The organism is Streptomyces radiopugnans (genome assembly GCF_900110735.1).
In the GTDB taxonomy this organism is placed as follows: Bacteria; Actinomycetota; Actinomycetes; order Streptomycetales; family Streptomycetaceae; genus Streptomyces; species Streptomyces radiopugnans.
In genome coordinates this window covers 118,111-143,537 of the sequence record NZ_FOET01000007.1, presented here as the reverse complement: position 1 = coordinate 143,537, position 25,427 = coordinate 118,111, and the positions used below count along the sequence as shown (strand labels likewise).

The following is a 25,427-nucleotide window of genomic DNA, read 5'->3' as shown; positions in this document are numbered from 1 at the left end:
CGGCGGCGGAGGCGGACCGGCCCGCCTCCGCCGCCCTCAGTCCCCGGTGACGTCTCGGCGCTCGAAGGCCGCGACGCCCGCCGCCACGGCCAGCAGCCCGAGACCGGTCATGACCGCCGCGGGCAGCGGCTCGAACGGCTCGACGGGCACGGTGGCCAGGTGGTGGAACGGCGACAGGTCCAGCACCCGGCCGGGCCAGTCCAGCGCCGTCCCGATCGTCTCCACCAGGTAGGCGGTGACCGCGACGGCCGCCGACAGGCCGACGGTGAGCCGGGGCGCGGTGCCGTACACCAGGACGGCCAGGCCGGTCAGGAGCACCACCACGGGCAGGGTGTTCAGTACCGATCCGAACGCGCCCGCCGCCTCCACGTCGGCCCCGCCTGCCACCGAGCCGGCCCACACGGCCAGTGCCGCGACGGCCGCGAGGAGCAGGGAGGCGGCCAGGGCCGGCAGGATGTGGCCGCCGAGCCAGCGGCGCCGGGAGACCGGCCTGGTGAGAGTGGACTCCAGCCGTCCGGTGGCCTCCTCGGCGCGCGCGGCGCCGATCCGCCAGCAGGCGTGGAGGGAGAGCAGCAGGCCGAACAGCAGGCCCATGGTGCCGAGGTAGCCCTCGGTGACGCGCTGCAGGTCCCATCCGAGCCGCTGGAGCATCTCCCGGTATGACGCCTGCTCGGCCACGAAGTCGGTGACCGCCTTGGTCACCGGCCCGGTCACCAGGGCGTAGAGGGTGATGCCGGTCAGCCAGCCGATCAGCATGCCCTGCGTGCCGCGCCAGGCGAACGCCGCCGGGCCGCCCAGCAGCCCGGGCCGGGCGCGGCGGCTGTCGGAGTCGATGATCAGGGCGCCGCCGGTGTCGCGCATCGCGCGCAGCCGCACGGCGACGGCGCCCAGGAGCACCGGCGCGGCCAGCAGCAGGAGCAGGGCCGCCCACCGGGGGTCGCGGTAGGCGTGGAGCTCGTCCATCCAGCCGAACGGGGTCAGCCAGCGCAGCCGGCCGCGGGAGTCGCTGCTGTTGGCGGCCATCCTGAGCAGGAAGGACGCGCCGAGCACCGCGGTGGCGACGCCGGTGGCGCGGCGGCGCACCTCGAACACCTGCGCGGTGACGGCGCAGACCCCGGCGAACGTGGCCGCGAAGCCCGCGACGCCCAGCCCGAAAAGCGCCGAGCCCGCCGCGGCGGCGCCCGACAGCGTCAGCGCCGCCGCGATCGCGGCGCCGGTCACGGCGATCGCGGCGGCGAGGACCAGCAGGTGCGTCAGCAGGGCGCGGCCCGCCCGCACCGGCGCCGCCAGCACGGACTCGGCCCGCCCCGTCTCCTCCTCGCCGCGCAGCAGCCGTCCGGTGGTCAGCACCGCCCAGATCCCGGTGATCGCGGCCAGGATCCAGCCGGCGTCCCAGGCGGCGAAGCCGCCGGGGGTGTCGACGGCGTGCGGGATGCCCTGGAGCATCCGCACGGCCGGGTTGTCCTGGAAGGTGGCGATGGTGCGGCGCGATGCGGCGTCGGGGTAGGCGGCGAGGTAGGCGAGGACCTCGACGACCGCGTAGAGGGCGGTCGACAGGGCCAGTACGAGGGTGCCGCGGCGGACCAGCCGGACCGCCAGCCGGGCGATCGCCGCCTCCGTGCGGTGCCGCCGCGCCGGGCGGGCGGCGGGGGGTGCGGGCACGGCCCTGGCCATGGGTACCGCCTCCTACCGCGGGGCTCGCGGGTCCGGCGCGTCCAGTCCGTCCCGGGCGCCGGGTCCGGCGCCGTCCGGCAGGGCGCCGTGCGCGGCGACGGCCCCGCGCTGCCCGGAGGTGGCCTCGTAGTAGGTCAGGAAGATCTCCTCCAGGCTCGGTTCCCGGCTGCGGAGCCGGACCAGTCCGGCCGAGGCGAGCCGGGAGAGCGCGGCCGACGGCGGTCCGGTCACGGACACCCGCAGGCCGCGGTCGATCCGCTCCACGGCGACCACGCCCGGCACTCCGTCGAGCCGGGGTGCGGGGCCGTCCAGGACCGCCTCGAACACCGTGGTGTTCAGCTTGCGCAGATCCTCCAGCGCCGCGACCTCCACCAGCCGCCCCGCGCGCAGGATCGCCACGCGGTGGCAGATGTCCTCCACCTGGTCCAGCAGGTGCGAGGAGAGGAAGACCGTCTGGCCGCGGTCGGCGGCCTCCCGGGCCAGCGCCTGGAACTCCGCCTCCATCAGGGGGTCGAGACCGCTGGTCGGCTCGTCCAGCAGCAGCACGTCGGGCCGGGTCATGAACGCGGCGGTCAGTGCGATCTTCTGCCGGTTGCCCTTGGAGTACGAGCGGGCCCGCACGCCCGGATCGACCCTCAGCCGCTCGATGAGCTCGTCCCGGAAGGCGTCGTCGGCGCCGCCGGACAGGTTGGCCAGATGGATGAGGGTCTCCATGCCGGTCAGCTGCGGCCACAGGGAGACGTCGCCCGAGACGTAGGAGACGTGCCGGTGGGCGCGTTCGACGTCCTCCACCGGTACGCCCATGATCCGCGCCGTCCCGGCGGTCGGGCGGACGAGGTGGAGCAGCAGGCGGATCGTGGTGGACTTGCCCGCCCCGTTGGGGCCCAGGAAGCCGAAGATCTCGCCCTGCTCCACCCGCAGGTCCAGCCCCTCCAGGGCGGTCACCGTGCCGAAGCGCTTCGTCAGCCCCTCGGTGTCTATGGCCGGGACGCGCATGCCGCACCTCCGAGGTCCGAAAGGACGTCTCCCACGCTACAGACCTCTGCGGCCGGAGGCGGGGGGAGAGGGCGCCCGCGGCCCCGCGACGGTGGTGACCACCCGTACCAGGGCGGGCGTACGGGGCGCGGAGCCGAACCCGAACCGCACCGGCGGGTCGACCGGTGCGAGCGGACCCAGGTCCCGGCTCTCCCACGAGGCCTCGACCGCGGTGATCCGGCGCAGGTCCCGCACTCCGTACCACTCCCGGTACCCTCCGCCCGCGCTGCCCCTGGTCCGCACCCCGGGCATCAGCCGGGCGGGGATGTCGGTGAGCGCGACCCAGGCGGGCCGGGCGGCGAGCGGGGCGGGTACGCACCGCAGCAGCAGCCCGAGTCCGCCCCGGCGGCCGGTGGTGAAGCGCATCCGCAGCAGTCCGGCCGCGACCTGCCAGTGCCGCCGGGCCGCGTCCACCTCCACCGGGACGGCCAGCACCCGGTCGAAGCGGTAGACCGCGGCGACGAAGTCCGCGATCCGCCCGGCCGGGGCCAGCAGCAGCCGCTGTCCGTCGGCCCGTTCCAGCATCACGTCGCTGAACGGACCGAACGGCGACCGGGGCCAGTGCCCCAGGACGATCCGCGTCCCCGAGGACGTCCCCACACCGGCGATCCACCCGTGGAACCGCTGGGCGTTCCTCACCATGGGCCTCACCATGGGCACCCCTTCCGGGGAGAAGGGGCGCTCCCGGCCGGATCACCCCGTGAGGTCCAGGATGCCCGTCCGGGTGGCCCCGCACCCGTGCGGCGCCCCGCGCCCGGCGCCGGGGCCGCGGGGTGCCGGGCCGGGCGGTTTCTCAGCCGGGCGCCTGCGCGCGCTCGTCGATCAGACCCTGTTCGCGCAGGTCGGTCCACAGACCCTCGGGGACGCCCGCCCCGAACGCCTCGGTGTCGCGCCGCACCTCCCCGGCCGAGCGCATGCCGAGCACGACGCCCGCGACGACGGGGTGGCGCAGCGGGAACGCCATCGCGGCCTGCGGAAGCGTCACGCCGTGCGCCTCGCAGACGTCGGCGATGCGGTGCACCCGCCGCAGCACGTCCGGCGGGGCCGGCGCGTACTCGTAACGCGCCCCGTCGGCCGGACGCGGCTCGGCGAGGATGCCGGAGTTGAACACCGCGGCCGCGAGCACGGAGACGCCGCGTCCGGCGCACGCGGGCAGCAGGTCGTCCAGGGCGCTGTGGTCCAGCAGGGTGTAGCGGCCGGCGAGCATGACCACGTCGACGTCGGTCTCCCGCACGAGCCTGGTCAGCATGCCGGTGTGGTGCATCCCCGCGCCGATGGCGCCCACCACGCCCTGGGAGCGCAGCTCGGCGAGCGCCGGGTATCCGTGGCGCAGCGCGTCCTCGAAGCACTTCTCCGCGTCGTGGAGGAAGAGCACGTCGACACGGTCGGCGCCCATGCGGGCGAGGGAGTCCTCGACGCTGCGCAGCACCCCGTCGCGGGAGAAGTCCCGTACGCGCCGGTGCGTGGCGGGCACCTGGAAGCTCTCGTCCGTGCGGCCCTGCGGGTCCTGTGGGACCAGGACCCTGCCCACCTTGGTCGACAGTGTGTACTCCTCCCGCGGCCTGTCCCGCAGGAAGTCGCCGATGCGGCGCTCGGAGTGCCCGATCCCGTAGTGCGGGGCGGTGTCGAAGTAGCGGATCCCGCCTTCCCAGGCCGCCGCGAGCGCCCCGGCCGCGGTGTCGTCGTCCAGCGGTTCGAAGAGTCCTCCGAGCGGTCCGCCGCCGAAGCCCAGTTCCGTGACCTCCACCGTGCTGCGCCCCAGCCGGTTCGTTCTCATCCCGCCGTTCCCTCCTCCTGCGTCACGCCGCCGATGCCGCGGCTTCCGGGTACGGGAGGGGGCCCCGTACGGGAGGAAACCGTCCCCGCGACTCCCCGCGGTCAACCGCCCGGCGGCGGATCCCGCGCGACACGCCGCGATACGCCGGTGCCCCGGCGGCGGCCCGGACCCCCCGGCGCGCCGCCGCCGTGTGCCACCATGTCCTCCACCGAAGCTCCGCTCACGGACGGCACACCGGGGTGACCACGCAGATGACAGCATCGGACGGCGCTCCGCGGCGGGCGGTCCTCGGCACCTGGCCCACACCGCTCGAACCCGCGCCGCGCCTGGCCCTCGCCCTCGGGCTGGAGGCGGAGGACCTGTGGATCAAGCGGGACGACCTCACCGGTCTCGGCGGCGGCGGCAACAAGGTGCGCAAGCTGGAGTGGCTGTGCGGGGCGGCGCTGGCCGGCGGCGCCACCGTCCTGGTCACCACCGGCGCGCCCCAGAGCAACCACGCGCGGCTGACGGCGGCCGCGGCCGCCCGGCTCGGCCTGGGGGCCGTGCTGGTGCTCGCCGGCCGCCCGGGGGCCTCCTCGTCCGGCAACCTCGCGCTCGACGGGCTCCTCGGCGCCCGGGTGGTGTGGGCAGGCGACACCGACGCCGCCTCGCTCGACTCCGTCGCACACGAGATCGCCGAGAAGCTGAGCCGGCAGGGCGCCGTTCCGGCGCTCCTCCCCTTCGGGGGCTCCAGCGCGCTCGGCGCCCGGGGCTACGCCGAGTGCGGGCGCGAACTCCTCGCCCAGGCCCCGGGCCTGGACACGGTCGTCACCGCCGTCGGCTCCGGGGGGACCATGGCGGGACTCGTCGGCGAGCTGGGCGCGCACCGGGTCCTGGGCGTCCACGTCGGCGCCGTGTCCGCCCCCGCCGTCACCGTCTCCCGCCTGGCGTCCGGCCTGACCGGCGCGTACTGCCCGCCGGAGTCGCTGCGGCTGCGCACGGACCAGGTGGGGGACGGCTACGGCACGCTGACGGAACCGGCCCGGTCCGCGCTCGTCCTCGCCGCACGCACCGAGGGGCTCGTGCTCGACCCCGTCTACACCGGCCGGGCCCTGGCCGGTCTGGCGGCGGCCGTCGCGGACGGTACGGTCCGCCCCGGGCGCCGCACGGTCCTGCTGCACTCCGGCGGCCTGCCCGGGCTCTTCGGTCACGCACCGGCGCTGGCCGCGGCGGAGGCCGGGCTGACCGCCGAGGACTGATCCCCCGGCCTCCTCGGGGCGGCCTCCCGCCCTGCCTGGTCAACTCTGATCAACATACCTGCTGCCAGGGCGGGTTGGAGCGCGTAGTTTGACGGGAGCAATCGCGCAGGACCTCAGGAGGGGGCTCCCATGGCAGATGGAACGACCACGTCCGAGCAGGTGTCGGCCCGGATCGACACCACCGTCCCGCACTCGGCCCGGATGTGGGACTACTGGCTGGGCGGCAAGAACTACTACGAGGTGGACAAGGCCGCCGGCGACCAGGTCCGCAGGATCCACCCCGGCATCCTGGACTACGCCCGGGCCGACCGGGCGTTCCTGGGCCGCGCGGTGACCCATCTGGCCGGCGAGGCGGGCGTCCGGCAGTTCCTGGACATCGGCACCGGTCTGCCGACCAGCGAGAACACCCACGAGGTCGCCCAGCGCATCGCGCCGGACGCCCGGATCGTCTACACCGACAACGACCCCATCGTGCTGGCGCACGCCAGGGCCCTGCTGACCTCCACCCCCGAGGGCGTCACCGACTACCTCGACGCCGATCTGCACGACCCCGACGCCATCCTGCGGGAGGCGGCCAGGACCCTGGACTTCACCGAGCCGGTCGCCGTCATGCTGCTGGGCATCGTGATGTTCGTCGAGGACACCGACCGGGCCCGCGCGATCGTGAAGCGGCTCGTGGACGCGGTCCCCTCCGGCAGTTACCTGGTGCTGTCGCACACCATCACCGCGCCCGGGCTGGACGACGTGGACGCGGCGGTCGAGTACTGGAACAGCGTCGGCACGCCGAAGCTCCACCAGCGCACGCCCGAGGAGGTCTCGCGGTTCTTCGACGGGCTGGAGCTGCTGGAGCCGGGCGTGGTGTCGTGCTCGCGGTGGCGGCCGGAGCCCTCGCCGGCGGGTGAGCTCCCCGACGAGGTGGCCTTCTACTGCGGCGTGGCCCGCAAGCCCTGACGGACGCCCGGGGCCGTCCGGGCCGGCCCGTCGTCAGGCGCCGCCCGCCGGCGGTTCGGTGAAAGCGCCGGCGGACGCGGCGCCGGCGGCGGCGCGGGCCGCCCGGCCGGGCAGCCGGGGGTCGGGCGGGGTGCGCAGGAGGACCAGCTCGTGGTAGAGCGGCGCGGTGGCGGCGACGAGCAGGGCCCGGGCGTCGGTGCCCGCCGGCGTCTCCCCGCGCCGTACCGCGCGTTGGACGACCGCCTCGCAGCGCGCGTACCGGTCGTCCCAGAAGCGCCGCAGGGCGTCGGCAGCCTCCGCGGAGCGGAACGACGCGGCGATCAGGGCGGCGGTGACGGACGGCCGTTCGGTCAGGGCGGCGTACACCTCCTGGTTCAGCGCCGTCAGATCGCCCGCCAGGTCGCCGGTGTCCCGCGGCCGCCACCCGTCGTCCCCCGCCGCGTCGAGGACGTCGGCGAGCAGGCCTCCCACGTCCCGCCACCGCCGGTAGACCGTGGTGCGGTGCACGCCCGCGCGGGCGGCCACGGCGTCGACGGTGAGTTCGTCGTAGCCGTGCTCCACCAGCTGGACGCGGACGGCGTCGAGGACCCGTTCCCGAACGCGGGCGCTGCGGCCTCCCGGACGGCGGGCCGGAGCGGGCGCGGTGGAGTTCGAGCCGGAGATCCCGATTACCTCCTCGGACGGTGCCATGGCACCATGATAACGCAACTGTTGTCGCGTTAAGGAGTCGCCGATGCTCTTCCGAAGCGTTCACCCGGCCCTGCGGCCCCTGTCGGCCGCACCGTCCACGAATGCTTCGGAGTGCCCGCATGCCCACGCAGATCACCGTCCGTGCCGTCATCAAGTCCTACGGCGGGAGGATCGTCCTCGACTCGGTCACGTGCTCGCTCGCCGCCGGTGAGCGCACCGGGATCGTCGGCGAGAACGGCTCCGGCAAGACCACCCTGCTGCGCCTGCTGGCCGGCCGGGAACGCCCCGACCGGGGAGAGATCGCCCTCCATGCCGAGGGCGGCGTCGGCCACCTCGCCCAGGACGAGCGGCTGCCGGCACACCTGACCGTCCAGAACGTCCTGGACCGCGCCCTGCACGAACTGCGCGCGCTCGAGGAGCGGCTGCGCCGCCTGGAGGCCGAGATGGCCGGCGGCGACGAGTCGCGCCTGGCCGAGTACGGGGACCTGCTGACGCTCTACGAGCTGCGCGGCGGTTACGACGCCGACGCCCGGTTGGAGCGCGCCCTGCACGGCCTGGGCCTGGGGCGGCTGCGCCGCGACCGCCCGGTGGGCGGCCTCTCCGGCGGCGAGCGGGTCAGGCTGCGGCTGGCCGCGGTCCTCACCGCCGCGCCCGAGGTGCTGCTGCTGGACGAGCCGACCAACCACCTATCCCCCGCCCTCGTCGAGGAGTTGGAGGCCGCTCTGGCGGGCTTCGGCGGCGCACTCGTCGTCGTCAGCCACGACCGCCTGCTGCGGCGGCGGTGGCGGGGCCGGCATCTGGAACTGCGGGCGGTCCGTACGCCCGCCGCCGTCGACTGAACCCCCGCGCGGACCGGATCCGCCGCACAGGCCGCCCGCGCCACGCCCACGAGGAGATGCCTCATGCCACGCCCCGCCCGCTCCATCGACCGCATACCCGTGCCCGGGTCCGGCGCGGGTCCCTACGCCCTGACGGCCGGGCCCGACAGAGCCCTGTGGTGCACCCTGGTCCACTCCGGAGAGATCGCCCGGCTCGAGCCGGGCGGCCGGCTCGACGTCCACCGACTCGACTCCGCTTCCTGCGGGCCCTCGGTGATCGCCCCGGGCCCCGACGGGGCGCTGTGGTTCACCCGTCTCCGGGATCACCGGATCGGGCGGATCACCGTGTCCGGGCGGACGGCCTCGTATCCCGTCCCGACCCCGGACAGCGGCCCGTTCGGCATCGTGTGCGGTCCCGACGGGGCGCTGTGGTTCACCCAGACGCGCACCGGCCGGATCGGCCGCGTCACCACCGACGGCCGGATGACGGAGTTCTCCCTGCCGGCCGCCGGCGCCTTCCCCTCCGCCATCGCCGACGGGCCCGACGGGGCACTGTGGTTCACCCTCAACCAGGCGGACGCGGTCGGCCGGATCGGCCTCGACGGGGAGGTGGTGGTCCATCCGCTCCCCACTCCGAAGGCCGCGCCGGTCGGCATCACGCGTGGCCCCGACGGCGCGCTGTGGTTCACCGAGATCGGCGCCGGGCGGATCGGCCGCATCACCACCGGCGGCCGCATCGACGAGTTCCCCCTGCCCGACCCCGCCTGCCGCCCTCACGCGATCACCGCCGGGCCCGATGGCCTGTGCTGGTTCACCGAGTGGGGGGCGGGCCGGGTCGGTTCCGTCGACGGGGACGGCCGCGTCGAGGAGTACGACCTGCCGGTGGGCTCCTCGGAACCGCACGGCCTCGCCTTCGGTCCCGACGGGGCCCTGTACGTGGCTCTGGAGATCGGGGAGATCGCCCGGCTGGAGGTGTAGCCGCGCACGAGGGCGCACGGAGGGCGGCGGGGACGCGTACCGCGCGTCACCGCGCCTCACACGTCGGGGACGCGCAGCTTCTTCCAGCTGGTGGGACCGGGGATGCCGTCGGCGTCCTTGCCGGTGAAGCCCAGCTTGCGCTGCCAGGCGGCGTAGGACTGCCGGTCGGCCTCGCTCCACCGGGGACCGGGGCCCACCTTGTAGCGCCCGCAGCCCTCGGCCACGAGCCGCTTGCCCATCGCCGTGACGATCCTGCTCTCGCGGCCGATCCGGAAGAAGTCCGCTCCGGGGAAGGGCTCGTAACGCGCCGGCGGCTTGGGCGCCGGCTTGGTGGGGCCGTCCGCCTTCCTGCCCAGGCGCTTGGCGATGCGGCCCCGCATGGTGTCCATCGAGAAGCCGCGCGGATCCACCTTGCCGGGCTGCCACTCCCGGTGGCCGATCACGGACTTCTCGGTCCAGCCGTGCGCCCGGCAGACGGCGGCCGCGGCCTTCTCGATCGCCAGTTTCTGCGCCTCGGGCCACGGGTCCCTGCCGTCGCCGAGGTTGACGCACTCGAAGCCGTAGAAGTGGCGGTTGCCGTCGGTGTCGGCTTCGTTGTCGTCGGGCAGGGCGCGTTCGTCGATGACGGCTCTGAGCACGTCGCCGTCGCCCAGCCCGGCGTGGTTGGCGCGGCCGTTGCCGACCAGGTGCACCACGCCCTCCTTGTCGATGACGCCGTGGCACAGCGGGCCCGGCAGCGTCGAGTGCCCCTCGTAGCACAGCTCGACGGTGTGGTCGGTGCCTCTGGTGACGGTGTGGTGGATCATGACGCCGTTCACCGGGCCCCAGGGCCCTTTTCCGTTGCGGTTGTGCGTGCGCCAGTTGCGGTACTCGCGGACCTCCAGGCCCTCGTCCCGCAGCGCTTTGACCAGTCGTGAGGCGCTCAGGGGTGTGGCCATGCGTCACTCGCTCCTCTCGGATGTGCCCGGCGCCGTGTTCGCGCCGGGGTTCGCACCGGGGTTCGTGCCAAGGTGTGCGCCGGAGCCGGCACCGGGGCCGGTACCGGGATTCCCGTCCGCATGTCAGGCCTGCGGTCCGGCCGTGTCCGTCGGGCTCTCCGGTTCTCCCTGGGCGGCCAGCGCCCGCGCCTCGGCCTCCGCCCGGGCCTCGGCCGCCAGTTCCTCCTCGGTCGCCGCCGGAACGGGACCGGCCAGCGGGCCGAAGGACAGCCGCAGGTCGGAGACGCCGTGCTCGCCCATCACCCAGGCCAGCGGCGCGTAGTGCACCCGGATGCCGGCCGGTGCGCGCAGCAGCGGTTTGCGGGCGGCGTTCACCGGCCACTCCACCGCCCCGGTGGCGGTACGGGCCGGGACCAGCCAGTGGTCCCCCGGCCGGTAGGCGCCGCCAGGCTCGAAGTACACCTCGACACCGTCCTCCAGCGGCAGCCAGCGGCCCTCCTCGACCCGGACCGCCCCGCCCCTCAGCCGGCCGCGCGCGCCGCGTCCGCCGCGCCGCGGCTCCTCGCGGTGGTCCCAGCGGCGCAGGCAGGGGTGCAGTTCGGGGCGCCGGCCGACGCCGCCCGCGGGCTCACCCGACAGCCTCACGCGCCGCCCCGGCAGGTCCACCTCCTCCACCCGCAGCAGCGGCAGCGGCTCGCCGCGGCTGGTGTAGGCGGTGTCGGCGAACTCCACCCAGTCCCCGGTGTTCAGGTCGAGCCTGCCGTCGCCGCCGAGCGTGGCGAGCTCCACCCAGGTGCCGTCGAGGCCGTCCACGGGCAGGACCACCGAGCCGTTCTCCCTGGACCACTTGAAGGTCGCCTCGTCCGCCGTCCCGCCCTCGTGGACCTCCACCCGGTAGAGCTGGTTCTCCGGGCCCCGGTAGCGGGCGTCGGGCCGGAGCAGGCACGGGTCCTCGTCGGCCCGTTCGGGGCGCCGGCTGCGCGCCGCCATGCGCGAGCCGGGCGCGGAGCGCTCGTCGGCCCACCGGCGGAAGGCGGTGCGCAGGGCGTCCTTGCCGGTCTCGCCGTCCTCCACCCCCAGATCGGAGCCGGGCAGCGCCAGCACCTGCCAGACCACCTTGACCCGGGCGGCGGTGTCCGGCACGTCGGGGCCGAGCGCCACCTCGCGCAGCACCGGGTCCTCGGCCGCGGTCACCGACCGCTCCCACACCTTCAGGTAGGCCAGGTAGGGGAAGGCGGTGGGCAGCCGGTCACCGGGGCGCTCGGGGTCGCGGTGGCCGTCGGGCTGGTCCCAGTACGTCCAGTGGGCGGGTGTCGCGTCCGTTCCCCCGGCCCTGTCCCCGGCCCGGCCTCCCGCCCGGTCCCGGCCGTCACCGTCGCACCCGCCGTCCTCACCGCCGTGGCCGCCGTCATGGCCGCCGCCGTCGCCGTCATCGTCCTCGACGGCATCGCCGGGGGCGGGCCGGGAGGCGTCGCACAGGATGCCGTCGACGTAGTAGCGGCCGCCCCCGATGGTCAGGTCGTCCAGCTCGTGGCCGCGGCTGTCGAGCCCGATGGCGAAGCCGGTGGCACCGGCCGGTCCGCCGTGCCGCCCGATCAGGTCGGCGGCGATGGTACGGGCCTGGTGGAGCTGGATCGCGGTCTGCTCGTTGGCGTCCGCGTCTAGCTGTACGCGGCCCTGCTGGGCGAGCACCGCCGAGTAGTGCCGCTCCGGCCGGAAGGTGATGCGGGAGAGATCAGCGTGCATGGAAGGGGTCCCCCTCGAAAGGTTTTCCGTACGTCTGCGAGGTCTGCGGATCCGGGCTCCTGGCCGCCCGGCGGTTCAGGTCACGAACAGGACCCCCGCGTCGGTGCCGGCGGGCGTGTACTCGGCGAGCCGGGCGCGCAGGCTGTCCTCGCGCTGCGGCAGGTACAGGTCGTGGAAGGCGCCCATGGAGGCGCCGTCCTCCGCGCCCCGGAGGATCTCCCGGGGGCAGTCGTCGGCCAGTTGCGCGTACGCGGGCGTCCCGTAGCGCTCGCTCGCGAACAGCGGGCGCACCCGCTCCGCCTCGCCCCGCCCCGCCGGACGGCCCGGCACGCAGCGGTACCGGCGCGGTGTGCGCGAGCCCGGCGGCACGTACGAGTGGCGCAGGCAGCCGGTCCCGCGCCGGGCCACGTGCATCCGCCCGGTGAACACGCTGTTCTCGCCGATGGCGACGGCGTGCGCGTACACCTCCCCGATCACGGTGGTGCGGTGCGCGTACAGGACGGCGTGCGCGTGGCGGCAGTCGGGCGCGGACAGCGCCTCCCGGTCGTGGCCGGTGGCGTCCAGGACGCTGTCGCGGACGTGGATCTCCAGCGGGTCGGTGCCCACCTCGTCGCCGAGCACCTGGACGGTGCCCAGGACGCTGCGCTCGATCCGCACGCACGCGGTGGTGCGCTCCAGGACCAGGCTCGGCTCGTCCGGCGACTGCGGCTCGCACTCCGGCCGCAGCGACCAGCCCGGCACCAGGGTGCAGTGCCGGATGACGACCTCGCCGACCGGCCCGGTGACGTTCAGGCCGCGCCCGGCGACCAGCAGCCCGTCCAGGGTGATGCGCGGCGCGTCCCGGCCCGGTGCGCACTCCTCGTCCGCGCGGATGTTGAGCGCGTCCGGCCGGTTGCTGTACCAGTCCAGCAGGCGGATCACCGGGCGGGTGCCCTCCGCGGCCCGCAACTGGAGCCGGTCGCCGGGGCCGAGGTCGAAGTCCAGCTGCTCCTGGTAGGCGCCGCTGTGGGTGATCTCGATGATCCCCTCGGGGCCGCAGCGCCCGGCCCGCCGGTCCTCGCGCCACCGCGCGTACGCGTCCATGATCCGCTGGTGGGCGCATCCGGGGCCGACCCGGTGGACCGTGGCGGCGTCGGGGGTGGTGCGGCCGGGGCGGGCGTACTCCCCGCCGCCGGTGTCGTCGGGGAAGGCGTGGTGGTAGTCGACCCACACGCCCCGGCGCGGGGCGGAGCGGGAGCCGAAGGCGATCCGGCCGAGCACCGGGTCGACCGCGACCTGGCCGCGGCGCGGGCGGTAGCGCCAGTCGGTGAGGTCGGCGACGACGATGTCCGACGGCGGCACCGGCTCCCCGTCCTCGTCCCGCCGGATCGCGAAGGACCTGCCCGGCCCGTAGTAGTCCGCGAGCCGGTCGTTCAGTTGCCGGCGCCGGATGTACGCGGGGACGTTGTCGACCGCGGCGACGTGGGTGGCCGACGGCTCCGGCTCGGGCCGGGTCACCAGCGGGGTGTCGTTGCCGAGGATGGAGAAGGTGTAGAGGCTGCGGGCCCGGTCGACGCAGTAGGCGGGGGCGTTCGTCACCGGGTACGGCCTGAGCCGCCACACGTACAGGCCGACTCCGGCCGGGGTGTGCCCGCCGGGCGTACGGCGTGAGCCCGCGCGCCGTACGTCGGCCGAGCGCGCCGTCGTGGCGAAGGGTCCGCCCGCCAGGTCCAGCGCCGCCCCGTCGCGCAGGTCGGCCAGGCGGCCGCGCGAGAGCCGCCGCCGGTCGGCCGCCGCTGTGCCCGCGCCGTAGAGCCTGACCGGCTGGTGGTGGGCGACCAGCCGGGAGAACTCCACCACCCGCGCGGGCCGGTCCGCCACCGACAGCGCCAGCTCCTCCAGCAGGTGGGGGGTGCCCTTGCGGTGCCGGTCGGCGACCGTGGACGCCACGTCCCGGCGCGGTGCGAGCGCGCGGGCCAGCCGCTGCCGCGAGACCTCCTCCGGGCTGCCGTCCCGCAGGCCGGTGGCCAGGACCCGCTCGTAGCCGGGCAGCGGCCGGTAGCCGACCAGGTCCCCGAGGTAGGGCAGCACCCAGTCGGCGGCGGTCTCCACGAACCAGTCGTCGTAAGCCTGCTCGACCCCGGTGCGTACGAGGTCGACCTGTTCGGCGATCACGGCGAGCAGGGCGCGCAGGGGCTCGTCCCGCGCCCCCTGCTTCCCGCGCCCGCCGTCCCGCAGTCTGTGCCACTGCGGCAGCAGCTCCGCGAGCCCGTCCGGCTCCCTGCTCATGGCCGAGTCCTTCCGTCGTTCGTCGAGGTCGTGCGGGTCGTCGGGGTCGTGCGGGTCAGGGCGGTTCCGCCGGCCGTGGGAGCCGTCGGGCTCATCGGGGGGCCTCCGTGAGGATCAGCGTGTCCGCCGCCACCGCGGGCGAGAACATCGCGAGCTGGGCCGGGCGGACGCCGCGGAAGACGTACACCGAGCGGCCCCTGGGAAGCGGCCGGGTGTCGATGATGTCGGGGTTGAGCCGCAGCAGTTCGGGGAGCGTGATGCCGTGGCGGGCGGCGATGGAGCCGAGCGTCTCGCCTCCCTCGGCGGTGACGGTGTGGACCTGTTCGTCGTACCGGGCGGGCCGGGCCGGCACGACCGTGCGCGGCCGGTGCGGTCCGCCGCCGGGGAGGAGCGGTCCGGCCGGCAGGGCGGACGCGGACACGCCCGAGAAGACGTCCACGTCCACGTGGTCCACACCGGGCACCGAGTGGGCCGTCGCCAGGACCTCCGACAGCCGGGCCGGCTGCCCAAGCTCCCGCCCCTCGAAGCCCATCGCGCCCAGCAGCGCCTGCCGCAGCCGGGGCTCGACGGCGGCCCAGGAGTGGTCGGGCTCCACCGTCACCCGGGCCGCCAGGAGCAGCAGCACCAGCTCGCGCACGTCCACGCGCACCGGCAGCCGGGCGTCGCCGTGGGCGTGCAGTGAGGCGCGCAGGGCGTGCAGGGTGTCGGCGTCCGCGCCGATCGGCGCGTCGCCCGCGCCGGCGACCGTCACGTGCAGCACCTGCCGCCGCCCGTCGAACACCTCCCGCGCACTGGCCCGGCCGATGCCCGCCCGGCATCGGGTGAAGTCCTCGTAGTCGCGGACGGAGACCAGCCGGTCGAGCGCGGAGACGGCCAGTGGGATGCCGCGCCGGGCCGACTCCGGGCCGTCGGCCTCCGCGCCGCCTGTCGCGGGCAGCGGGTTGGTGACGGCGGTGACGCCCAGCGGCCGGGAGACGGCCTGGGTGATGCGGCCGGCCGCGACGTTGGCGGCCCCGCCGGTGCCGAAGCGGTAGCGGGCGCGTACGTTCTCGTGCCCGGTGGGCAGGCGCGCGCCGTTCACGCCGTCGCCGAACGTCACGGTGGTGCGGCCGTCGGCGTCGGTTCCGATGACGTACACCCGCTCCAGCGGACCGCGTCCGGCGAGGCTGTCGACGGGGTGCCACAGCAGCCCGTCGACCCGTACCTCCAGGGCGGGGCGGGCGCCGTGGGGGTACCCCCGGCCGGATGTCGGGGAAGCGTTGTCCGCGGGCAGCCAGGTCAGCGGCGCGTTCCAGAGGGCGAACGTCTGGCCCGCCCGGCCCGCGTCGCCGCTGCCCAAGGCCTCGTCGCGGGTCTCGCCGTGTGTCGCGGGCACCACGTTGCCGTGGATGGCCAGGGTCTCGCGCCGGTAGCGGTGGGCGAGGTCGGCGGTGAGGGTGAGCACGGTGTGGACGTGGTCGCCGGGCAGTTCCGGGTCGACCCGCTGCTCGACGGCGGCGATCACCGCGAGTTCGGTGCCGCGCACCCCGGTGGTCCCGGGGATGTCGGTGCGCTCGCCGGAGAGGATCAGCGTCCGGCCGGGCCGCAACCCGTCGTACAGCTCAGCCAGTTCGATCTCGTTGCCGCCCACGTCGTCGCCCAGCGGCTCGTCGGCGGGCCGCAGCGGCTCGCCGGCCGCGTGCACGGTGGCGTCCCGGACGTGGGACAGCAGTACGTCGTGCTCGTCCAGCCAGGGGTCGGCCAGGGTCAGCTCGGTGCCCCGCCCGGTGATGCCGTAGCGGGCGTAGGAACCGGTGCGCACGGCCGTCACGCGGGTGGTGACCAGTGAGAGCCCGCTGTCGCCGGGAATGCCGTCCGGGGCGCCCTTGCGGGGGCGTTCGATCGCGACCCAACTGCCCGCGGTGATCTTCTCGTGCACGGTGTCCAGGGCAAGGACGTTGCGGTGGACGGCCTCGGGGACGGTGGCGATGCCGATCTCCACGCCAGCCGGCCCTCCGCCGGTCCGGTAGGCGACGGTCAGCTCGTGACCGCCGTACGTGGCCCGCTCCGCCCTGTCCGGGGCCAGGTGCCACTGCAGCGGCGGTTCGCCGTTCCTTATGGCCACCTGCACCCGGGCGTCCGCCCCGGGCCGGGATACGAACAGCGTCAACTCCGGCAGCCCGCCGCTCAGTTCGGCCGTGACGCCCGGTTCCCGGGAGTCGACCGGACGCCGTCTGAGCCAGCTCGGGTCGTTGTCCTGCCCGGTGCGGGTGGCCAGCCGGACCTCGCCGGGGCCGAAGGCGAAGCGGACGTCGGCGGGGAGGTTCTCGGTGCGCTGCACCGACGCGGTCGTCTCCGCGTGCACGAACTCCGCCCTCACCGGCACCTTCCCGGTCGTGTCGAACACGACCCGCACGGTGGTCAGCGTGTTGCCCGTCAGCGGCCAGTCGGACTGCCGGATCACCCGGCCGCGCTCGTCCTGCACCGGTTTGAGCGGCGCCGTCGAGCCGAAGGGCGCGGCCGTCACCCGCATCGCCAGCAGATCGGTGAGGGTCGCGGGGGCCGGGGGCTCGGCCGGTGCGGAACGGCGCCAGGCCTCGTAGAGCCGGCCGGACAGCGACGGGTCCAGCGCCGCCGCCAGCCGTGCGCCGAGGTCGGGCCCCGGGCCGAACAGCCGCGCCGGGTCCGCCGGTACGGCGCCGGCCGCGGTCGGACGGCGTACTCCCTCCGTCCCCGGGGAGCGCAGTGCGGGCAGCAGCGCGCCGAGCGCGCGGGCCGCCGCATCGCCCGGCTCGGCGTCCCCGCCCGTGTCCCCGCCCGCGCCCCAGCCGGTGCTCCCGGCGGCGAGCCGGTAGCGGGCGCCGTCCGGCCGCAGCGGTTCCAGCTCCGCCGCCTTCTCCCGGAGGTCGACGAGCACGGCGGCCAGCCGCTCGAACCAGGCGGCGCTCTCCTCGTGGGGCTCGGCCAGCGCCCGCGCCTCCTCCAGCCGCTCCACGGGTTCTTCCAGCCGCCGGGTGAACGCCTCGGGGGTGTCCAGCAGATCGAGGTCCGCCCGCAGCCGGCTCAGCACCTGCTCGTCGAACTCCTCGACCGGCACGCTGCCCACCGGCCTCGGATTGGGGCTGTCGGCGGCCGGTGTGATCCACCGCCGCAGCTCCCCGACCAGCTCGGCCAGGGTCGGGGGCGGCGACACCGGCAGGCCCAGGGCGGTGCTGTCGTCGTCCCGGTCGATACGGATCCGCGTCACCGGCAGCAGCAGCCGCTGCCCGGAACCGGTGGAGCCGCCGGCCCCCTCGGCGTCCGCGGGGCCTCCTGAGCCGCCGCCGAAGACGAACAGCAGACGGTCGCCCGCCGAGAGGGCGTTGGCCGTGCCCGCGACGTACAGCTCCGACCGCTCCCGCAGGTCCTCGGGGGTCAGCGGGGCCGGGCGGCGCCGCCGTACCCTCAGGTCGTTCCACGACCAGCGGGCCGTCAGGTCCTCGGTCGTCTCGAACGTCTGCGCCTCCTCGCGGGAGGAGGCGGGCACGCTGTGGCTGCGCGAGCCGCGCGGGATCAGCACGGGGACGTCCTCGCGGCTGCGCGGGTCCCGGTCCACCGTGTACGCCAGGTGGGTGTCGGCGGCGATCCCGGGGCGCGGCCGGTACCCGACCAGCCGGCCCAGCCGTACCAGCGAGCGGTGGTCGTCGGCGGTGCGCAGGTAGCCCTCGTCGGCGATCCGCTCGGAGTGGAAGGTCAGCAGGTCGCCCAGGACCGCCCAGGCGTCCAGCAGCGCGATCGCCGGGTCGTCGGGGGTGCGGACGGTCAGCCGGCGCAGGGCCGGGTAGGCGGGCGAGGCCAGCCGGTCGAGCATCGCGGCCAGGAAGGAGCCGTACTCGCCCACCCGGTGGTCGAGCGCGGTGCGGCCCGGCGGGTTGTGGGGGGCCCGCGGCGCGCGGCGCTCGTCGTGGCGCCCACCTCCGCCGGATGCGCGGTCGCGGGAACAGCCGCAGGAGCGGCCGTCGCGGTGGCCGCAGCTCATCGCGCACCTCCCAGCCTCAGGGCGAGGCGGCCGTTCTCGGGCCGCTCCGGGTCGTTGTCGCATCGGGCGATCTCCAGCGGGGCGAGCCGCAGCACACCGTCCTCCAGTGCCGAGTGGTCCGTCGGGTCCGGGGCGTCGGTCGAGGCGTCCGCGAACAGCCGCCGCAGCCGGGTGACGCGTACGCTCTCCACGCCAGGGACGGCCGCGGCGACGGCCACCAGGCGGCTGAGCCGCACCGGTTCGCCGAAGCCGAGCGCGTCCGGATGGAAGAGGCCGAGCCGGCCGCCGGGCAGCCGGCGGTTGCCGAGCACCCGGCGCAGATCGGCCAGGATCCGGCCCGTCTGGTGGCCGGGCACCGCACACACCTCCACCTCGATGTCGAGCGGCACCGGCCGCGCGGGCCCGACCACCAGGTCGTGGCCGATGAGGCGGTAGGCCTCCAGCGACTGCGCCACCGCGTCGAGGAGTTCCGCGGGCGCCTGCCCGGTGCCGTCGGCGTCGACCGCGACGTGCGCCTCCCGCACACTGCCGGTCCAGCGGATCTCGGCCGCCGCGCGCTGCACGCCGGGCAGGGCGGAGGCCAGTTCGGCGTAGTCCTCCGCGGTCACGGCGCGCAGCCGCACCCGCCCGAGGGCCGCCGGCGCGAACCGGCGCACCTGCTCGACGGGCTCCGGTTCGGTGCCGCCGGCGGCCGGCAGCGGGTTGCGCACCCCGGCCACGGGCATCGGCTCGCCCGCGTCCGAGCCCCGTCCGACTTCCCCGGTCCGCCCGGCCTCCCGGCACAGCACCAGGTGGTTGATGGCCTCGGCGCCGACGTTGCCGGCCCTGCCGCCGCCCAGCCGGTAGTGGACCTCCAGGGTGGTGCCCGGTTCGGGCCGGGCCCCGTGCAGCCCGTCGCCGAAGCGCAGCGCGAGCCGGCCGTCGTCCTCGAGTTCGCCGACGAAGTGGCGGTCGCGGGGGCCGCTGCCGAGGAGGTCGCGGCGCGGTTCCCACACGGCCCCCTCCCCGTCCCCGCCGTCCCCGCTCCCCGTGCCGCCGGTCAGCCGTACGGCCGGGAGCGCCGCGCGCGGCTCGGGTACGAGCGCGGACGCGGGTCCGTGCAGCTCCGGCTCGTCCGGGTGGAGTCCGGCCGCGTACGCCGGGCCCCAGCTGTGCGCGATCTCCCAGGCCGTGCGTCCGTCCAGAACGCGTCCGGCGCGGGCCCGCGCCGTCAGCACCTCCAGCCGGCGCAGCTTCGCCGCCAGCAGCCGTTCACTGCGGTGGAGCAGTTCGCGCAGGGCGGGCACCGGGCGGCGGCGCAGCTCCAGCCGTTCCAGCGTCTTCAGACCGAACAGCACGGCCAGTTCGGTGATTTCGCGTTCGTTCAGCCCGTCGTGGTCGCGGGCGCCGCGCCACAGCTCCACCAGCCGCCGCCGCATTCGCCCGGGGATGGCGGCCAGCCGTTCGGCCTGGCCGGCCGAGACATGGCGCGGATCGGGGAACGGCGCGGTCTGGGCGACGGGGAAGCGGTGCAGACGGGGGCGGAGGCGCGGGGCGATGCCGGGGTAGACGGACTGGGCGAGCAGCGTCTCCAGGGCGGCCTCCTGCCCGTAGGCGGTGCCGGGCACCGCCTTCTCCCCCTTCCGCCCGGCTCTCTCCACTCCGAGCCCGGCGCGCCGTACCGCCTCCTCGCCGACGACCTCGGACAGTTCGCGGATGTGGGCCGGTGTCAGCAGCCTTCCGCAGGCGGTCTGCCGTAGCCGGTCCAGGATCAGCCTGCCGGGCCGGTTGCCCTCCGTCTCGTACGCACCGGTCCGGCAGCCGAACGCGGGCGGCCCGCAGGACGGGACGACGGCGGGCACCGGTGGTACCTCCAGACGCTCGGGGAGGTGTCCGCGGAAGGTGAGCGAGCGGCCGTGGTCGACGAGGACCACGTTGGCGCGCGCGACGGTGACGTCCTCCACCGGCTCGCAGTCCCGGCCGCCGAGCGCGGTCAGGTGCAGGGGGAAGGCGAGCGCGTCCTCGCGGGCCCAGGCCACTTCCAGCACCGGCTGGTCGCACAGCCGGTCGACGGCCGGGGTGACGGAGGTCAGCCGTACCGCCTGCCGGCGGGTGGGGTCGGCGTCGCCGGGGGTGCCCGAGCGCGGGCCCCTGACCTCCTCCAGCACCAGCAGGTCTCCGGGGCGCAGGTCCAGTCGCCGCTCCCGGCGTCCCTCGCCCGTCCCCTCGCCGCCCCTGTCACCGGCCGCTTCCCCAGGCCTCTCTCCGGCCCACTCGTCGCGCAGGGTGGCGGAGGTGGCGCCCTTCGGCAGTGCGCACTGCTCGCCGCCCCAGGTCCACAGGCGGATGGTGTTGTGCTCGGGCCGCAGCCGCAGCGGTGCTTCGCCGACCGGCTCGAAGACCTCCACCGAGCCGCGCTCCTCCAGCACCGCCAGATCGCGGTCGTCGATGACCGTGCCGGTGCGCGGCCGGTCGCGCGGGCCGAGGGTGCGTACGTCCACGGCGGCGAAGCGGTACGTCCCGGCGAGCAGCGTCAGCGGCCGGGCCACCTCGACGGCGACCAGCGCGCGGGCGCTGCAGCCGTCGTGCATCGGATAGTCGACGAGCCGTACGTGGCGGCGCACGGAGACGCGGCGGCGGGCGGTGTCCAGGTACGCCTCGGTGGCGACCGCGTCCTGCTGGTGGCTGATCTGGTCGGCGGTGTACGCCAGCAGCTCGACCAGGGTGGTGCCCAGGTCGGCGGGGTTGCGTTCGGTCCAGTCGGGCGCCGTCAGGGCCAGGCGTTCCATGACGAGGCGGCGCAGGGTGTCGTAGTCGCGGGCGGTGTAGTCGATCACGGGCGCGGGCCGGAAGGTCCCGGGCACCTCCGCCGCCTCTCCCTCCCCCTCCGCCTCCGCGCAGTCGAGGGGCGAGGGGCAGCCGGGCCGGAACGAGAACTCGGCCGCGTGGTAGCGCTGGTCGAAACCGGGGAAGGGCTCGGTGCCCGGACGCCCGTAGGGGTCGGTCTCGACGATCGCCAGCCGGTGGCGGCCGAAGCCCCCCGTCCGGTCCACGGTGACGTACAGCAGGTCGTCGAGTTCGGGGTCCTCCTCGCGCTCGACCTCCACGGCGACGGCCCGGATGTCCGTGGTCCCGCGCCCCCCGTCGATGCGGATGTTCTCCGGGCACAGGCCGTGCGGCGCCTTGCCCAGGAAGGTGACGGTGAGGGTCAGTCCGTCGTCGCCCACCTCCACCGCGTCCACGCCGTTCAGCCGTGCCGCGCGTACCCTGCCGCGCCGGTCTCCCCGGCGCGGGACCGTCGTCCCCGTACCGCCGCTCATGCCTCGGCCCTCCCCTCGAAGACCTCGTCGCGCCTGCCGTCCGTGGCGCGCACCGTGTAGCGCAGGTGGACGCGGACGACGTTCTCCTCGCTGACCACGTCCAGGTCCTCCACGGCGATCAGCTCGCCCAGCCAGCGCTGGAGCGAGGCCTGCACCGACAGTTCCAGTGCCGAGGCCAGCTCCGGGCTGTTGGGGGTGAACACCAGGTCCAGCAGCCCGCAGCCGAAGTCGGGGCGCATCACGCGCTCTCCGGGACTGGTGAACAGCAACTGCTCGATCAGGTCGCGCACATGCTCCTCGTGCGCCGCGTGCGCGGTGCGGCCGCGCCGGTCGACGCGGAAGGGGAAGGCGATGTCCCGGCGTACCGTTCCGGCCCTCATCCGCAGGCCACCCCCTTGCCCGTCGCCGGTGCGACAAGCGGCTGCCCCTGCGGTACGAGCCGCGCGGTGAAGCACATGCCCGGCGTGTCCTCCAGCAGCAGCGGCTTCCCGTCCGCCGTCACCCCGCTCCCCCGCGGCGTCCAGCGGACGGTGGTGCACGGCACCGGCACCCCGTCGACGGTGTGGCGGCAGCCGGTGACGGTGTGGACGAGCGCGCCGGTGGCGGCCGGCAGGCCGTCGACCAGCACCCCGTGCGCGTCGGCGCCTGCGGCGCTCGCCCGGCCCCCGTGCGGGCAGCCGACCGCGGTGCCCGTGTGCATGACTTCTCCCGACAAGGCTTCTCCCCCGTCCGTTCAGCGTTTGATGGGCACGATCAGCCGGCCCTGGTTGACGTCGACCCGGTCCCCGGCCACCGAGACCGAGGCCCCCTGCCCGTTGTCGATGTGGATCCCGTCCCGGGTGACGCGGACGTACGGGCCCGGCCTGCCCTCGCCGGGGCCCGGCGCCTGGAGCAGGATTCCGGTCTCCGGGTCGTCGGAGACCACGATCTTGTGCCCGCCGCGGGTCTGGATGACGACCGGTTCGGCGCCCGTGCGCGCCGCGGCCCGGGCGTCCTCCGGCAGCTCGTCCGCCTCGCCGTACCAGCAGCCCGTCCAGATCGGGTAGCTCGGGTCCCCCTGCTCGAACTCGATCCAGACGCCCGCCCCCCGGCCCGGGACCACGTACTGGCCGGACCGCTCGCCCGTGAAGGGGAGGCAGGGCATGGCCCAGGTGGAGGCCTCGTCGCCGAGCACGTCCGGGACGTGGGCGGTGATCCGGCCGATCCCCAGCGGGTCGTCGTTGTCCGCCACCCGGCCTCTGAACTTGCCGAGGAAGCGGTTGTTCGGTGCTGGCGCCATGCGGACTGCTCCTGGTCGGTCTGTGTGGTCTCGGTGGCCCCTACGGGCGGACGGTGTCCCCGCGTGCGATCAGGCCCTCGCGCGAGAGCGTGAAGTTCTGCCGGTACGAGCCGGGCGTGAGGTTGTGCGTGACGGAGGTGACGTAGTACTCGCCGTCGTAGGTCACGCCCGCTCCCCGCACGCCGACGAGTTCGCGCGGGCGCAGTACGTAGCCGTGGCGGTTGACGTCGAGCTGCCCGGAGCCGGAGATCGCGTCGGCGGACGTCGCGGCCCGCGCCAGCGCCTCGGCCCTGGCCTGCGCCTCGTCCTTCTTGGCGGTGCCGGTCAGCCGGCGGCGCTTGAGCGCCGGGCTCGCGCGCCTGCCCAGCGGCGGGCGCAGCGGGCCGATGTCGGGCTGGGGGATCAGGGTGGACTCGCGGGTGCGCGGGTCCTGCCAGTGGGCCTGCGGCTCCTCGCGGGCGGCGCCGTCGTAGGCGAAGGTGAGCTGGTCGACGGTGGAGTGGACGTCCATGTTGACGTTGAGCGCGTGCTGCGGCAGGCCGACGCGGCGCTGCGGGCCCCAGTAGGCGGTGGAGCGGCCGGGCCGCGGGCCGGGCTCCAGGTAGAAGACGTAACCGTTGGCGCGGGCCAGTTCGTTGACGTAGGCCAGGTCCGTGCCCGTCTGGTAGTCCACGCGGTGCTCGGCGCGGGGCTGCTGGACGATCTGCTCGGGGTGGACGTCCGGGTGGATGCCGTAGTCGGCGTACCTGGCCAGGATGCGCTCGACCCTGCGGGCCGGGGAGAGGTTCGGGTAGCGGTCCACCCGCTCGTCCAGGTCCATCAGGAGCGAGAGGTCCTCGCCGGTGACGGTCAGGGTCGTCTGGCCGGGCTGGTTGCTCGCCCCGACCTCCTGCCGCACGATCAGGCCGTCGAGGAGGACGGTCCGGGTTCCCCTGATCACCGTGGTGACGACGACGCGGGTGCGCGGGTCGAAGAATCCCTCGGGCAGCAGGTTGGAGATGATGGCGCCCTTCTTGGTGAGGTCGAACGCCAGCTGGAAGCCGGAGCGTTCGCCCGCGGTGCTGGTGATCTGCGCGGACAGCAGCGCCTCGCTCACCGCCTGGGGCACGGGCCGGGTGAGGTGGGGGCCCATGCTCAGGGTGAGGTGGATCGGCCCGCCGCCGACGTGCTCATCGGCCATGCGCGCCTCCCCGCGGGAAGCCGCCGGGCAGCGGGATGCCGATCTCCTGCCCCGGCTCGGCGGTCAGCTCGCGCGGGTCGAGGACGGGGTTGGCGTCGGCGATCCGCCACCACTGGGAGGGGTCGCCGAAGTAGCGCTGGGCGAGCTGGTCGGGGCGCTCGCCGCCGCCGACGGTGTGGACGGCGGTGTCCTCGTCCCCCTCTTCCGGAAGCGGGGGCAGCAATCGCCGCCTGGCGTAACGGACTTCGGTGCCGTCGGGCATGCGGTGCACGGCGATCTCGGCGTCGTGGTACCGGCTCGTCCTCGGATACGGATGCGACCCCGGGATCCCGTCCGGCGGGCTCCCGTGAACCCCGCTCTCATCGGCCATGACTTCTCACACCCTCCCCGTCCCGATGTCGGCCCCGGTCAGCCCGAGCGCCCCCAGCGTCCCCGCCCGCGCGGTGCCGGCCAGCCGCTCCTTCTGCGCCAGATGCGCCAGGTACAGCTCGGCGCCTCGGTGCCCGGCGGGCAGATCGCTCACCGTCAGCACCTTCATCCCGATGCTCAGGCTCGCCCGTATCGGGTTCAGGTTCACGTCGAAGGCGGACTCGTTGACCGACAACTCAGTCAGCCGCACGGGCATGACGCGTTTGCTGCCCCAGGTGAACAGGGTCAGCGGCATCTCGATCGGGCTGATCTCGATGGTGCCCTTCTTCGACAGCCGCGTGGCCTCCCTCAGCTGGGCGGTGGTCGGCTGCACGAGCATCTCCAGCGTCGCGAGCTGCGGATGGATCCCGTCGGGCGCCGCCAGCTCCAACTGGTCGGTGGCGTCGATCTCGGCGGTGAACTTCCACGTCTCCTGCGCCGGTCCCTTCAGCCGCAGCGCCTCGTTCCGGTCCCCTCCGCTCCCTCCGCCCCCGGCATCGCCGCTCCCGCCCGCGGCCTGCGGACTGATGCTGCGCTCCAGGGTGTCGGGGTTGAACTGCAGCACGATGATGCGCTGCGGTATCCCCCGCTCGGGATCGACGATCACGATCCCGGACCGGATGGGCTTGGGAATGTCCGCGTATCGCGTCATGCGTCACCGATCCCAATCTGCGCAAAAACGTCGAGCAACTCCTGCGCCTCTTCGCGGACCCTTCCGTCCGTGTCACCGACTGCGGTCTCGCGCAGTGCGGGAACGTACTCGGAAGCCGGGGAGTAGGACATCGCATAGACAGCCGCCGAACGCACATCGGCGTTCGGGTCACCAAGAGCCTCGCCGATCCTTCGGTAGACGTCGACATCGAGTTCATGGGACGCACCGAGTGCCGCCATCAATATGGCCTGGCACCGCTCCTCCGAGCCAGGCTCGGACACGTCGAATGCGTTCAACAGCTCATCGCGCTTGCACACCGGAATCTCGGCGACTGCATGTCGCGTCATGGAAAGACAGAGATTGGAATACGGTGCCTCAATGAAGAAGTAGGGGCAGTCTGTCACATCGTCCTGAAAAAACTTGAGGCGAGCCCCTCCAGTGATCTCCCACTCGATGGAGCGAACGTCTCCGGATTCCAGATCCTCTGGCACATCGAGAA

At 74.9% G+C, this 25,427-nt stretch carries 20 protein-coding genes and 1 pseudogene; 4 read left to right on the top strand and 17 right to left on the bottom strand.

All coding sequences use genetic code 11. From position 1 onward, the window contains the following. Nucleotides 1–36: 36 nt before the first annotated feature. From BMY40_RS15385 to BMY40_RS15370, 4 genes are all read right to left on the bottom strand, one after another. Nucleotides 37–1,674 (bottom strand): ABC transporter permease, encoded by a 1,638-nt coding sequence (locus BMY40_RS15385; protein ID WP_093659783.1) that lies wholly within the window; start codon nt 1,672–1,674, stop codon nt 37–39. A 12-nt stretch (nt 1,675–1,686) separates the two neighbouring features. Continuing rightward, nucleotides 1,687–2,670: an ABC transporter ATP-binding protein gene (locus BMY40_RS15380; protein ID WP_093659781.1), complete on the bottom strand. Its 984-nt coding sequence runs from the start codon at nt 2,668–2,670 to the stop codon at nt 1,687–1,689. Between the two features lie 36 nt (nt 2,671–2,706). After that, a complete protein-coding gene (locus tag BMY40_RS15375; protein ID WP_093659948.1) occupies nt 2,707–3,351 on the bottom strand; it encodes a hypothetical protein in 645 nt (214 codons plus the stop codon). A gap of 151 nt (nt 3,352–3,502) precedes the next feature. Further along, nucleotides 3,503–4,486 (bottom strand): aldo/keto reductase, encoded by a 984-nt coding sequence (locus tag BMY40_RS15370; RefSeq protein WP_093659779.1) that lies wholly within the window; start codon nt 4,484–4,486, stop codon nt 3,503–3,505. 251 nt (nt 4,487–4,737) lie between these two features. Between BMY40_RS15370 and BMY40_RS15365 the strand changes: the two genes are divergently transcribed. Then, the gene (locus BMY40_RS15365) at nt 4,738–5,724 is read left to right on the top strand and encodes a pyridoxal-phosphate dependent enzyme (protein ID WP_093659946.1); all 987 of its coding nucleotides are present in this window, start codon (nt 4,738–4,740) and stop codon (nt 5,722–5,724) included. Between the two features lie 129 nt (nt 5,725–5,853). Then, a complete protein-coding gene (locus tag BMY40_RS15360) occupies nt 5,854–6,675 on the top strand; it encodes an SAM-dependent methyltransferase (RefSeq protein WP_093659777.1) in 822 nt (273 codons plus the stop codon). Between the two features lie 33 nt (nt 6,676–6,708). On the opposite strand, the gene BMY40_RS15355 is transcribed toward BMY40_RS15360, so the two are convergent. Further along, nucleotides 6,709–7,365: a TetR/AcrR family transcriptional regulator gene (locus BMY40_RS15355; protein ID WP_093659775.1), complete on the bottom strand. Its 657-nt coding sequence runs from the start codon at nt 7,363–7,365 to the stop codon at nt 6,709–6,711. Nucleotides 7,366–7,484: 119 nt separating this feature from the next. Between BMY40_RS15355 and BMY40_RS15350 the strand changes: the two are divergent. Both BMY40_RS15350 and BMY40_RS15345 read left to right on the top strand, forming a co-directional pair. Further along, nucleotides 7,485–8,183 (top strand): annotated as a pseudogene (locus BMY40_RS15350) (ATP-binding cassette domain-containing protein); the annotation flags it as partial. 84 nt (nt 8,184–8,267) lie between these two features. Next, on the top strand, nt 8,268–9,161 hold the full coding sequence (locus BMY40_RS15345; protein WP_093659771.1) for a Vgb family protein: 894 nt from the start codon (nt 8,268–8,270) through the stop codon (nt 9,159–9,161). A 56-nt stretch (nt 9,162–9,217) separates the two neighbouring features. Here the strand turns inward: BMY40_RS15345 and BMY40_RS15340 are convergent, their stop codons facing one another. From BMY40_RS15340 to BMY40_RS15285, 12 genes are all read right to left on the bottom strand, one after another. Next, nucleotides 9,218–10,099, bottom strand: coding sequence for a peptidoglycan-binding protein (locus BMY40_RS15340; protein ID WP_093659769.1), 882 nt, complete (start codon nt 10,097–10,099; stop codon nt 9,218–9,220). A gap of 123 nt (nt 10,100–10,222) precedes the next feature. Continuing rightward, nucleotides 10,223–11,845 carry a DUF6519 domain-containing protein gene (locus BMY40_RS15335; protein ID WP_093659767.1) on the bottom strand — a complete coding sequence of 541 codons (1,623 nt, stop codon included), beginning with the start codon at nt 11,843–11,845 and terminating at the stop codon, nt 10,223–10,225. A gap of 75 nt (nt 11,846–11,920) precedes the next feature. Beyond that, nucleotides 11,921–14,113: a hypothetical protein gene (locus tag BMY40_RS15330; RefSeq protein ID WP_093659765.1), complete on the bottom strand. Its 2,193-nt coding sequence runs from the start codon at nt 14,111–14,113 to the stop codon at nt 11,921–11,923. A gap of 91 nt (nt 14,114–14,204) precedes the next feature. Continuing rightward, a complete protein-coding gene (locus BMY40_RS15325; protein ID WP_093659763.1) occupies nt 14,205–18,110 on the bottom strand; it encodes a putative baseplate assembly protein in 3,906 nt (1,301 codons plus the stop codon). After that, nucleotides 18,107–21,409, bottom strand: a complete 3,303-nt coding sequence (locus BMY40_RS15320; protein ID WP_093659761.1) for a putative baseplate assembly protein — start codon at nt 21,407–21,409, stop codon at nt 18,107–18,109. Before BMY40_RS15320 ends, BMY40_RS15325 begins: the two co-directional genes overlap by 4 nt. Beyond that, on the bottom strand, nt 21,406–21,789 hold the full coding sequence (locus BMY40_RS15315) for a GPW/gp25 family protein (RefSeq protein ID WP_093659759.1): 384 nt from the start codon (nt 21,787–21,789) through the stop codon (nt 21,406–21,408). Before BMY40_RS15315 ends, BMY40_RS15320 begins: the two co-directional genes overlap by 4 nt. Then, the gene (locus BMY40_RS15310; protein ID WP_177214019.1) at nt 21,786–22,109 is read right to left on the bottom strand and encodes a hypothetical protein; all 324 of its coding nucleotides are present in this window, start codon (nt 22,107–22,109) and stop codon (nt 21,786–21,788) included. Before BMY40_RS15310 ends, BMY40_RS15315 begins: the two co-directional genes overlap by 4 nt. Before the next feature lie 33 nt (nt 22,110–22,142). Then, nucleotides 22,143–22,688 carry a phage baseplate assembly protein V gene (locus BMY40_RS15305; RefSeq protein ID WP_093659755.1) on the bottom strand — a complete coding sequence of 182 codons (546 nt, stop codon included), beginning with the start codon at nt 22,686–22,688 and terminating at the stop codon, nt 22,143–22,145. A gap of 40 nt (nt 22,689–22,728) precedes the next feature. Further along, nucleotides 22,729–23,868, bottom strand: a complete 1,140-nt coding sequence (locus BMY40_RS15300) for a hypothetical protein (protein WP_093659753.1) — start codon at nt 23,866–23,868, stop codon at nt 22,729–22,731. Continuing rightward, nucleotides 23,858–24,238 carry a LysM peptidoglycan-binding domain-containing protein gene (locus BMY40_RS15295; RefSeq protein ID WP_093659751.1) on the bottom strand — a complete coding sequence of 127 codons (381 nt, stop codon included), beginning with the start codon at nt 24,236–24,238 and terminating at the stop codon, nt 23,858–23,860. The genes BMY40_RS15300 and BMY40_RS15295 overlap by 11 nt, the downstream gene beginning before the upstream one ends. Nucleotides 24,239–24,244: 6 nt before the next feature. Then, on the bottom strand, nt 24,245–24,928 hold the full coding sequence (locus BMY40_RS15290) for a hypothetical protein (RefSeq protein ID WP_093659749.1): 684 nt from the start codon (nt 24,926–24,928) through the stop codon (nt 24,245–24,247). Next, nucleotides 24,925–25,419: a HEAT repeat domain-containing protein gene (locus tag BMY40_RS15285; protein ID WP_177214018.1), complete on the bottom strand. Its 495-nt coding sequence runs from the start codon at nt 25,417–25,419 to the stop codon at nt 24,925–24,927. Before BMY40_RS15285 ends, BMY40_RS15290 begins: the two co-directional genes overlap by 4 nt. Nucleotides 25,420–25,427 lie beyond the last annotated feature (8 nt).